Source organism: Streptomyces sp. URMC 127 (assembly GCF_051386535.1).
In the GTDB taxonomy this organism is placed as follows: domain Bacteria; phylum Actinomycetota; class Actinomycetes; order Streptomycetales; family Streptomycetaceae; genus Streptomyces.
Map to the genome: position 1 here is coordinate 1 of NZ_JBPQTW010000243.1, position 9,675 is coordinate 9,675.

11 protein-coding genes are annotated in these 9,675 nt (G+C 73.0%); 4 read left to right on the forward strand and 7 right to left on the reverse strand.

The window, feature by feature from the left end; genetic code table 11:
* The coding region (locus tag ACSNOH_RS30390) for an MFS transporter (protein ID WP_436724662.1) at window positions 1-593 on the reverse strand (593 nt) is incomplete at its 3' end.
* Between the two features lie 62 nt (window positions 594-655).
* On the opposite strand from ACSNOH_RS30390, the gene ACSNOH_RS30395 reads away from it, so the two are divergent.
* Window positions 656-1,642, forward strand: coding sequence for a LysR family transcriptional regulator (locus tag ACSNOH_RS30395; RefSeq protein ID WP_436724669.1), 987 nt, complete (start codon window positions 656-658; stop codon window positions 1,640-1,642).
* A 338-nt stretch (window positions 1,643-1,980) separates the two neighbouring features.
* Here ACSNOH_RS30395 and ACSNOH_RS30400 read toward each other — a convergent pair whose 3' ends face one another.
* On the reverse strand, window positions 1,981-2,757 hold the full coding sequence (locus ACSNOH_RS30400; protein WP_436724663.1) for an alpha/beta hydrolase: 777 nt from the start codon (window positions 2,755-2,757) through the stop codon (window positions 1,981-1,983).
* Window positions 2,758-2,859: 102 nt separating this feature from the next.
* Between ACSNOH_RS30400 and ACSNOH_RS30405 the strand changes: the two genes are divergently transcribed.
* Both ACSNOH_RS30405 and ACSNOH_RS30410 read left to right on the forward strand, forming a co-directional pair.
* The gene (locus ACSNOH_RS30405) at window positions 2,860-3,975 is read left to right on the forward strand and encodes an adenosine deaminase (RefSeq protein ID WP_436724664.1); all 1,116 of its coding nucleotides are present in this window, start codon (window positions 2,860-2,862) and stop codon (window positions 3,973-3,975) included.
* A 187-nt stretch (window positions 3,976-4,162) separates the two neighbouring features.
* A complete protein-coding gene (locus tag ACSNOH_RS30410; protein WP_436724665.1) occupies window positions 4,163-4,618 on the forward strand; it encodes a hypothetical protein in 456 nt (151 codons plus the stop codon).
* Between the two features lie 145 nt (window positions 4,619-4,763).
* On the opposite strand, the gene ACSNOH_RS30415 is transcribed toward ACSNOH_RS30410, so the two are convergent.
* The 5 genes from ACSNOH_RS30415 to afsQ1 all read right to left on the reverse strand — a co-directional run bounded on the left by ACSNOH_RS30415 (window position 4,764) and on the right by afsQ1 (window position 8,624).
* Window positions 4,764-4,985, reverse strand: a complete 222-nt coding sequence (locus ACSNOH_RS30415) for a PspC domain-containing protein (protein WP_436724666.1) — start codon at window positions 4,983-4,985, stop codon at window positions 4,764-4,766.
* A 116-nt stretch (window positions 4,986-5,101) separates the two neighbouring features.
* The gene (locus ACSNOH_RS30420; RefSeq protein WP_436724670.1) at window positions 5,102-5,656 is read right to left on the reverse strand and encodes a VanZ family protein; all 555 of its coding nucleotides are present in this window, start codon (window positions 5,654-5,656) and stop codon (window positions 5,102-5,104) included.
* Window positions 5,657-5,791: 135 nt separating this feature from the next.
* Window positions 5,792-6,421 carry a hypothetical protein gene (locus tag ACSNOH_RS30425; RefSeq protein ID WP_436724667.1) on the reverse strand — a complete coding sequence of 210 codons (630 nt, stop codon included), beginning with the start codon at window positions 6,419-6,421 and terminating at the stop codon, window positions 5,792-5,794.
* On the reverse strand, window positions 6,418-7,908 hold the full coding sequence (locus ACSNOH_RS30430) for an ATP-binding protein (protein ID WP_436724671.1): 1,491 nt from the start codon (window positions 7,906-7,908) through the stop codon (window positions 6,418-6,420). The genes ACSNOH_RS30425 and ACSNOH_RS30430 overlap by 4 nt, the downstream gene beginning before the upstream one ends.
* A 38-nt stretch (window positions 7,909-7,946) precedes the next feature.
* On the reverse strand, window positions 7,947-8,624 hold the full coding sequence (afsQ1, locus tag ACSNOH_RS30435) for a two-component system response regulator AfsQ1 (protein ID WP_173864811.1): 678 nt from the start codon (window positions 8,622-8,624) through the stop codon (window positions 7,947-7,949).
* Window positions 8,625-8,930: 306 nt separating this feature from the next.
* On the opposite strand from afsQ1, the gene ACSNOH_RS30440 reads away from it, so the two are divergent.
* The gene (locus tag ACSNOH_RS30440) at window positions 8,931-9,566 is read left to right on the forward strand and encodes a SigE family RNA polymerase sigma factor (RefSeq protein ID WP_436724668.1); all 636 of its coding nucleotides are present in this window, start codon (window positions 8,931-8,933) and stop codon (window positions 9,564-9,566) included.
* Window positions 9,567-9,675: the final 109 nt, after the last annotated feature.

Sequence of the window (9,675 nt, forward strand, 5' to 3'; positions counted from 1 at the left end):
CGCCAGCCCCACGCCTGGGCCACCCAGCCCGCGAGGATCCGGCCGGTCATGCCGCCGATGCTGTTGCCCGCCACGAACAGTCCGATCGCGCCGACCAGCGCCTTCGGCCGGACCTCCTCCGCGAGGTAGGCCATCGCCGACGCCGGCACCCCGGCCAGCGCCGCGCCCTGCACCGCGCGCAGCGCGACCAGCCAGCCCAGGCTCGGCGCGAGCGGCACCAGCAGCGCCACGAACGCGGCCACGCACAGCGAGGCGGTCATCATCGTGCGGCGCCCGAAGCGCTCGGAGAGGGCGCTCAGCGGCACGACCGCGAGGGCGAGCCCGCCCGTCGCGGCGGACACCGTCCAGCTGGCCTGATCGGCCGTCACCCCGAGGCCGCCGGAGATGGCCGGCAGCAGCGCCTGCGTGGAGTAGAGGAGGGCGAACGTCGCGACACCCGCGGCGAACAGGGCGAAGCTCATCCGGCGGTAGCCGGGGCCGCCCGGCTCCAGCCGGGTGTCCTCGCCGGACGGGGGAGAGAAGTGAAGGGACGACAGAGCAGAGGCACCCGAACGCACGACGACGCTGGATGCCCCGGTATCGGCAGGAGGCATACGAAAACCGTAGGCAGCCCGGCCTGATGCGTCCAATGCACAGAATGGCGATAATCGATCCTGTGTTGCATGAACGCAGGTCACGGCCGCCCTTGTCACCGCCCGGCAATGAAAAAGACATCCCCGTAACAGCGGACGTCGAGGCCGACTCCTGGGCCGCCACCCTCACTCCGCGGCTCGCGCAGTTCGTCGCCGTCGCCCGCCACGAGCACGTCACGCGCGCCGCGCAGCAGATCGGCGTGCCGCAGTCGACGCTCAGCCGCTCGATCGCCCGCCTCGAAGACGACCTGGGCGTCGCCCTGTTCGCCCGCCACGGCCGCACGGTCTCCCTGACCGCGGCCGGCCGCACCTTCCTCGCCACCGTCGACCGCGCCCTGTCCGAGGTCGACCGCGCCGCCGAGTCCGTACGGGCCGACGCCGACCCCGCCGCCGGCAAGATCGCCTTCGGCTTCCTCCACACGCTCGGCACCGAGACCGTACCCGAGCTCATCCGTGCCTTCCGCGCCGACCATCCGCGCGTACGGTTCCAGCTCGTGCAGAACTACGGCGAGTCCATGCTGCAGCGGCTGCGCGACGGCGAGCTCGACCTGTGCCTCACCTCGCCCGTCCCGGACGCTCCGGACCTCGTCTCCCGCCGCCTCGACGAGCAGAAGCTGCGGCTCGTCGTCCCCGACGACCACCCCCTCGCCTCCCGCAAGCGCATCCGCCTCGCCGAGGCCGCCTCCGAGCTCTTCGTCACCCTCGAACCGGGCTACGGGCTTCGGCGCATCACCGACGCCGTGTGCGCGGAGGCGGGGTTCACCCCGAAGATCGCCTTCGAGGGGGAGGAGGCGGAGACGCTGCGCGGGCTCGTCGCTGCGGGCCTCGGCGTGGCCCTGCTGCCGCCGCCGGCCGTCCCCCGGCCGGGGGTCGCGGAGCTGACGGTCACCGCGCCGCGCGCGTTCCGCGAGATCGGGGTGGCGTGGCTGGACGGCCACCCCGACACGGCCCCGGTGGCGGCCTTCAAACGCTTCCTTTTGTCCCGGAGGGGCCAGTTGCTTCCGCGGTGACCGCTCCGCGGGGTGGCGTTCCGTACCGTACGGGGTACGCCCAGTTCCGTACGGGGTACGCCCAGTTCGGCACCGCCGGAAACGTTGAGTCTGGTTGCTCGCCGCTGCGGCGGATTCGAGAGGCGAGGCCTCTCGGCGACTCCTGCGGGCGCATGTGCAGCTTTCTTTGCCGCAGGCAAAGAAATCCCGCCGCAGCGGCGCGCAACCCCCACGGACGTGACCGGCGGTGCCGAACTCCGCGTACCCCGTACGGCACGTGCACCCGCGGTGCCGAACTTCGCGTCCCCCGTACGGCACGTGCACCCGCGGTGCCGAACTCCGCGTACCCCGTACCCCCCTCAATACCCCAGACTCGCCCCGAAGCCGGAGGCAAGCGGCATGCGCAAACCCAGCGGCGGCGGAGCCGCGAGCGCGTCCGCGACCGGGCGGGCGAAGTGGTGGCCGAAGAGCGCGCCGCGCACGAAGTCCGCGGCCAGGGCGCGGACTTCCGCGCGGTGCTGCCGCAGGCCGTGCCCGTCCGAGTGGACCTCGAAGCGGCACACGTCCCGGTTGACCTTCTTCGCCCGCTGGGCGAGCCGGAACGACAGATCGGGGTCCGTGTGCTCGTCGTTCGTGCCGTGCACGATGAGCACGCGCCGCCCGCACAGCTGCCGCACCGGTTCGGGCTCCGGCCCCGGCGGTGGCAGCCAGGGCGCGATCGCCAGCACCGCCGTCACCGCGGGCCGCCCCGCCGCGAGGAGCGCCGCGCGCCCGCCCATGTCCGTGCCGACGAGGCACACCGGCACGTCGCCGTAGCGCCGCACCACCTCGTCCACGGCCCACTCGGCGTCCCGCACGGGGTCGGCTGCCGAACCGTTCCACCCGCTTCGCCGGTAGTGGACGACATGGACGACCAGGCCGTCCGCCGCGGCCGCCGCGGCCAGCCGGCGGGCCGGCGGCCGCTGGGCCGCGAGGGCGAGGACCGAGGGCCGCCCGGTGCCCGTGGCGCGGCCGCCCGGCAGCAGCAGCGCCACGCCGTGCACCGTCCGCCCCGCACCGAGGGGTTTCCCCAGCCGTGCCGTGAGCCGCTCCTGCGTTCCTTCCGGGTCCCGTTGAGGCAGCGCTTGCTGAGCCATGGCAGAACGATGGCAGAAGGACCGGTGGTGTCCACCCCGCCGACGGGTCACCGTTCCGTATCGTTCGCTGATATCTACGCGCGTAGGGACTAGAGTGCCGAAATGACGACCGAGACCAACTCCCGACCGAATCCCGAACAGATCCGCCGCGCCCCCAAGGTCCTGCTCCACGACCACCTGGACGGCGGGCTGCGCCCCGGCACGATCGTCGACCTGGCCCGCGAGACGGGCTACACCGGCCTGCCCGAGACCGACGCGGACAAGCTGGGCGTCTGGTTCCGCGAGGCGGCCGACTCCGGCTCGCTGGAGCGGTACCTGGAGACCTTCGCGCACACCTGCGCCGTGATGCAGACCCGCGACGCCCTCGTCCGGGTGGCCGCGGAGTGCGCCGAGGACCTGGCCGAGGACGGCGTCGTCTACGCCGAGGTGCGCTACGCGCCCGAGCAGCACCTGGAGGGCGGGCTCACCCTCGAAGAGGTCGTGGAGGCCGTCAACGAGGGCTTCCGCGAGGGCGAGCGCCGGGCGAAGGCGAACGGCCACCGCATCCGGGTGGGCGCGCTGCTGACCGCGATGCGGCACGCGGCCCGCGCCCTGGAGATCGCCGAACTCGCCAACCGCTACCGCGACTCCGGCGTCGTCGGCTTCGACATCGCGGGCGCCGAGGCGGGCTTCCCGCCCACCCGCCACCTGGACGCGTTCGAGTACCTCAAGCGCGAGAACAACCACTTCACCATCCACGCCGGCGAGGCGTTCGGCCTGCCGTCGATCTGGCAGGCGCTGCAGTGGTGCGGCGCCGACCGGCTCGGCCACGGCGTCCGCATCATCGACGACATCGAGATCGGCGAGGACGGAAAGGCGAAGCTGGGCCGGCTCGCCTCCTACGTCCGGGACAAGCGCATTCCGCTGGAGATGTGCCCCACGTCGAACCTGCAGACCGGCGCGGCCAGCTCGTACGAAGAGCACCCGGTCGGACTTCTCCGTAAGCTGCATTTCCGGGCGACGATCAATACGGATAACCGCCTGATGAGCGGCACCAGCATGAGCCGGGAATTCGAGCACCTGGTGAAGGCTTTCGGCTACACGCTGGACGACATCCAGTGGTTCACCGTCAACGCGATGAAGTCCGCGTTCATCCCATTCGACGAACGTCTCGCGATGATCAATGACGTGATCAAGCCCGGTTATGCCGAGCTCAAGGCCGAGTGGCTCTTCCAGTAGGACCGGGCGGGCCTTTCTGACCAGCGGCGTTCTCACCGGCCGCAACGGACGGTGAATCCGCGGGGAAAAGCGGGATACGGCCGGGACGTTAATCGTCCCGGCCGTGTCAATGATTGCGGCGGCCGGGAAGTCGTGGCTAGGTTGCAGTGCCGCTCGAAGAATCCCCCGTCGCGAGGACAGAATTCAGATGAAGCTCGGAAACTTCAGGACTCTCGGTGCCGCCGCCCTCGGTGTTGCCTTCGCCGCCGCGGCGGCGGGGAGCGCCCAGGCGGCCGGCACCGCGGGTGCCGTCGAATCGCTCACGACCACCGCCCGGACCACGACGGCGGGGCTGCCCATCCAGCAGGTCGCCCAGGTCGCCCCCGCGGGCGGCCCGGTGATCTCCGCGGCGGACCGCGCGATCCAGAGCGGCATGCTGACGGCCCCGGCCCAGGCCGTGGACAAGGCCGTCGCGCCGCAGCTCCCGACGCACGAGCTCGCCCCGCGGGGCGCGACCAAGGCCGCCGCCCCGGCGGCCGCCCCGGAAACCGCCCAGGCCACGGCCACCGGTCTGCCGGCCGACAACAAGGGGAACACGGGCCTCCTGGCGCCCCTGTCCGGGCTGCCGCTCGGCAGCCTGCCGGTCTCCGGCATCGGCGGCTGACCCGGCGCGCCTTCCCGCGCCGCGCATCCCCGCGAGCCCGTCCCGCTCGTACGACGGCGGGCCGTCCCCCGGAACCGATCCGGTGGGACGGCCCGCCGTCCGCGTGCGGAACGCTTCCGCGACGACGGTTCGAGCCAGGGGCCCGCTACCAGGACTGCGCGGCCTGCCCGCGGCCCTGGTGCGCGCCCTCCGAGGGCAGCAGGATCCACAGCGCGATGTAGAGCAGGAACTGCGGGCCGGGCAGCAGGCACGAGAGCAGGAAGATCACCCGCATCGTCGTGCGGGACATCCCGAAGCGCTCGGCCAGACCGGCGCACACCCCGGCGATCATCCTGTGGTTGCGGGGACGGACCAGCTTGGCGGACATGACGGCGACTCCTCGTCTCGCGGGCGCCGGTACCGGGCGGGAACGTTTTTCCCGTCTCTGCCGCCGGCTTCGCGATGACTCCACGTTATGTCCGCGGACCCGGCCGGAACGTCGGTCTAAGGGGCGATCCGGACCCTGGGGATCGTCGGGGTGACACCCTGAGGGGTCTCCTCCCGGCGTATGGGTGCCGGCTCCCGCACGTCCCCCCTGCGACGGAGACGGGCCCTCGTCGCGGGGACGACGGCCAGGTGCACGGCCGCCACCCCCGTCACGTTCAGCAGGAGCGCGTCCACGTCCAGCACCTGGCCCACCACGCCGCTCTGCACCACCTGCAGCGCCAGCGACACCATCGCGCCGGTGAAGACCGTGCGGGTCAGGGAGCCCAGCGGTGACGCCGCGACGCGGCCCCGCGCCCAGGGCAGGAGCACGCCCAGCGGGGCGAGCGGCAGCACCCCCGCCCCTATGGCCCGCGCGGCCTCCCAGGGGCCGAGGGCCAGGTCGGCGCGGATCGTCGCCAGCGGCTCCAGGTGCGCCGCGGACACCCAGGGCACGGTCAGCGGCCGCAGGGCGAGCCAGCCGACCGTCAGCAGATGGAGGACGAGCAGCACGCAGCCCGCGAGGCGGTAGCGGTATCGGAGGGCGGGCGTACCGCCGTAACCATGACCCTGCACGCCCCACATGACGCGGTGCGCCGGTCGCACGGTTCCGGGGGATGACGACGGAGAGTGGCGACGGGCGCCGCCGGGGGATTCCGGGGCGCGCGGTGGCCGCGGCGGTGCCGTGACCACCGTCGCAGCACCCGGGTCTCAGGAAACCGTGGTGCCCGTGATGTCCGCACTGTCCGGATGGGTCCGGAGCTCGTCCGTGCACGCGTAGCTCTTCGGGCGCTCCTCCTCCGCCGGCCCGCCCAGGATCACCGTCCGCTTGCCGTCGGCCGCGGCCGTCCCCGCGTACGTGCACACGAGCTGCGCCAGGCCGACCTGCGGCAGCTCGCCGGGGTCGCGGCCGAGCCGCAGCGTCCCGGCCGGGTCGCCGGGCCGCGGCCCGGACACGGTCAGCCGCTGCGGCACGGCCGTGGACATGCCCGCCTCGGCCTCCTCGTTCGAGGGCGCCTTGCGGAGCTCGTCGAGGAGCAGGCGGGCGACGGCCACGCCGTCCTCGGAGGTGTCGGGCCCGGCCACCGCGCGGGTGACGGGCACCAGCTGCGAGGTGCACTCCAGCTGGACGGTCACGGTGGCGGCGCCCGAGGGGATGCCGCGCCCGGTCCCCACGACGCACGACGAGCGCGACGGCGCCCCGCCCGCGTCCACCGGCACGGCGGTGCCGCGGATGCCGCACGCCGTGGCCGTGCCCAGCAGGGCCACGGCCACGGTGGTGCCCCGCAGGGCCGTTCTCAGGCGCGGGCGCCCGGCGGGGTGGTGCGCGGTGGCTCTCACTTGCCGCCCTCCCCGTTCCCGGCCGGCTGCTCCGCGAGGCCGGAGGCGTCCCGCGGCAGGGTGAGCGTGAAGACGGCGCCGCCCTCGGGGGAGTTGGCGGCGGTGATCTCGCCGCCGTGGATGTGGGCGTTCTCCAGGGCGATGGACAGGCCGAGGCCGCTGCCCTCCGAGCGCGGCCGGGACGCGCTCGCCTTGTAGAAGCGGTCGAAGACGTGCGGCAGGACCTCCTCGGGGATGCCCGGGCCGTGGTCGCGCACGTCGATGCGCAGCGCGTCGTCCTCCGTGCGGACCGAGACGCGCACCGGGGAGCCGCCGTGCTTGAGGGCGTTGCCGATGAGGTTGGCGAGGATGACGTCGAGGCGCCGCGGGTCGAGCCGGGCCACGATGCCGCGCTCGGCGTCCAGCTCGACGGCGTCGAGCCAGGCGCGGGCGTCGATGCAGGCGGTGACCTGGTCGGCGACGTCGACGTCGTCCAGCACGAGCCGGGCCGTGCCCGCGTCGAAGCGGGTGACCTCCATCAGATTCTCCACCAGGTCGTTCAGCCGGCGGGTCTCGCTCACCACGAGCTGCACCGCCGGGGCGATCATCGGATCGAGGTTGTCGGCCTCGTCCTCCAGCACCTCCGTCACCGCCGTGATGGCCGTGAGCGGGGTCCGCAGCTCGTGCGACATGTCGGCGACGAAGCGGCGGCTCGCGGCCTCCCGGGCGCTGAGCTCCTCGACGCGCTTCTGCAGCGACTCCGCGGTCTTGTTGAAGGTGCGCGACAGGTCGGCCAGCTCGTCCGTGCCGGAGACGCGCAGCCGGGTGTCGAGCTTGCCCTCGCCGAGCCGCCGGGCCGCGTCGCCGAGCCGCTGCACGGGCCGCAGCACCGTCGACGCGGCGGCCTGCGCGAGCAGCGCGGAGCCGATGAGCGCCAGGCCGGTGGCGATGCCCAGCGACCAGGCCAGCGAATTGAGGTCGGCGCGCTCGTTCTCCAGGGACTTCAGCAGGTAGCCCGTGGGCCCGCCGCCGATCACCTTCGCGCCGCCCACCAGATAGGGCTTGCCCTCCAGCGTGATCCGCTGCCAGTAGAGGTGGTACGCGTAGCGGTTGGAGTCGTCCACGCGCCGCTCGCGGTTGACGGCCGCCTGCAGCGACTTCGGCACGACCTTGAGGGAGAACAGGTCACGGTCCGAGGGCGCGGCGCAGGCCTTGCCGCCCTCGCCGCTGCCGATCAGCAGCACCTCGTACTTCTGCGACGTGGCCGCCATCCGGTCGGCCGCGGCCTGCAGCTCCTGACAGGTCGGCCCGAGGGGCAGCGTGCCGGTGTTGTCCTGCAGGGACTTGCGGAAGTCGTCGAGCGCCGCGTCCTGCGTGCGGGTGAGCACCGCGTCGCGGTTGAGCCAGTACGCGATCGCCGACGCGGAGACGGCTGCGGCCAGGGCGACCAGGGCGAAGACGAGCATCAGCCGCAGCCGCAGGCTTATCCAGCGCAGGCTCAGCTTCATCACGTTCCGGGCGGCGGTCCAGCGGCGTACGCGTCCGGTCACTGCGGAGCGTCCAGGCGGTAGCCGACGCCGCGCACGGTGCGGATCAGGGTCGGCGACGAGGGCACGTCCTCGACCTTGGCGCGCAGCCGCTGCACGCAGGCGTCGACCAGCCGGGAGTCGCCCAGGTAGTCGTGCTCCCAGACCAGGCGCAGCAGCTGCTGGCGCGAGAGCGCCTGCCCGGGCCGGCGGCTGAGCTCCAGCAGCAGCCGCAGCTCGGTCGGCGTGAGCTGGAGCTCCTCGCCGTTCTTGGTCACCGTCATCGCGGAGCGGTCGATGACCAGCGAGCCGAAGGCGGCGGAGTCGTTGGTCTCGCGCTCGCCGCGGCGCAGCACCGCGCGGATCCGGGCGTCCAGCACCCGGCCCTGCACGGGCTTGACCACATAGTCGTCCGCGCCGGACTCCAGGCCCACCACGACGTCGATGTCGTCGCTGCGCGCGGTGAGCAGGATGATCGGCAGCTGGTCGGTGCGGCGGATGCGCCGGCACACCTCGAAACCGTCGATACCGGGCAGCATCACGTCCAGCACGATCAGATCCGGCCGCTGCTCGCGGAGCAGCTTCAGGCCGTCCTCGCCCGTCGCCGCGGTCACCACACGGTGGCCCTGACGGGACAGGGAGAACTCGAGAGCGGTGCGGATGGCGTCGTCGTCCTCGATCAGCAACAGGGAAGGCACGGTGGTCATTCTGGCCTACGTCAGCCCGGTAGTTCGACCGGCGCCCTCCGCGCGGGCTCCCGCCGCGCCCCCGCGAGCCCCGCCGGGCTGTTGCAGGGCTGTGACAGTCGGCGGACAACGCGATGAAACTGGCCCGGCAGGCTTCTGTTCATCGGGCAGCGAGGCCCGGTACGGAAATCGGACCGAGGCTGGCTCCACCGACGGGGGGCGCGAGATGAACACACTGCACAGCACCACGACCAGCGCAGTCATTCGCACGCGCCTGCACGACGCCGGACGGGGCCCGGAGAAGTCCGGCCGCCGTACATGGTGGCGATCGACGCGGTCACGTACGGGGACGCGAAGGGCACCACGGCAGCCGCGGGGGCGGCTGCGGGGGCCACGGGGGAGAAGACGGGGGACGCGACGGCGGCGTCCCGGACGGAGGCGGAGTTCACCGCCTACGTCCAGGAGCGCCGCGCCTCCCTGTACGCGACCGCCTACCACCTGACGGGCGACCGGCACGAGGCGGAGGACCTGCTGCAGAGCGCGCTGTTCTCCACCTACCGGGCCTGGGACCGGATCACGGACAAGGCGGCCGTCGGCGGCTACCTGCGCCGCACGATGACGAACCTGCACATCAGCGCCTGGCGCCGGCGCAAGCTCAACGAGTACCCGACCGAGGAACTGCCGGAGATGCCCGGCGAGGGCGACGCGATGCGCGGCACCGAGCTGCGCGCCGTCCTCTGGCAGGCGCTGGCCCGGCTGCCCGAGCTGCAGCGCACGATGCTCGTCCTGCGCTACTACGAGGGCCGCACGGACCCGGAGATCGCCGAGATCCTGGACATCAGCGTCGGCACGGTCAAGAGCAGCATCTGGCGCTCGCTGCGCCGCCTGCGCGACGACGAGGTCATCGGCTCCGGCCGGGACCAGCTGGAGTCCTTCGGCGAACTGGTCGCCTGAGACGTACGACGTGACGCAGGTCGTGACGCAGGACGTGACGTAGGACGTAAAGCGAACGAGGGGCCCCGAACGGGGGGCGCTCCGGGGGGAGCGCGGAGGGGGCCACGGG

Coding starts and splice junctions, on each gene's coding strand:
- ACSNOH_RS30400 (WP_436724663.1), bottom strand. CDS start 2,757: ATGGCTCAGCAAGCGCTGCCTCAACGGGACCCGGAAGGAACGCAGGAG.
- ACSNOH_RS30405 (WP_436724664.1), top strand. CDS start 2,860: ATGACGACCGAGACCAACTCCCGACCGAATCCCGAACAGATCCGCCGC.
- ACSNOH_RS30410 (WP_436724665.1), top strand. CDS start 4,163: ATGAAGCTCGGAAACTTCAGGACTCTCGGTGCCGCCGCCCTCGGTGTT.
- ACSNOH_RS30415 (WP_436724666.1), bottom strand. CDS start 4,985: ATGTCCGCCAAGCTGGTCCGTCCCCGCAACCACAGGATGATCGCCGGG.
- ACSNOH_RS30430 (WP_436724671.1), bottom strand. CDS start 7,908: ATGAAGCTGAGCCTGCGCTGGATAAGCCTGCGGCTGCGGCTGATGCTC.
- ACSNOH_RS30440 (WP_436724668.1), top strand. CDS start 8,931: ATGGTGGCGATCGACGCGGTCACGTACGGGGACGCGAAGGGCACCACG.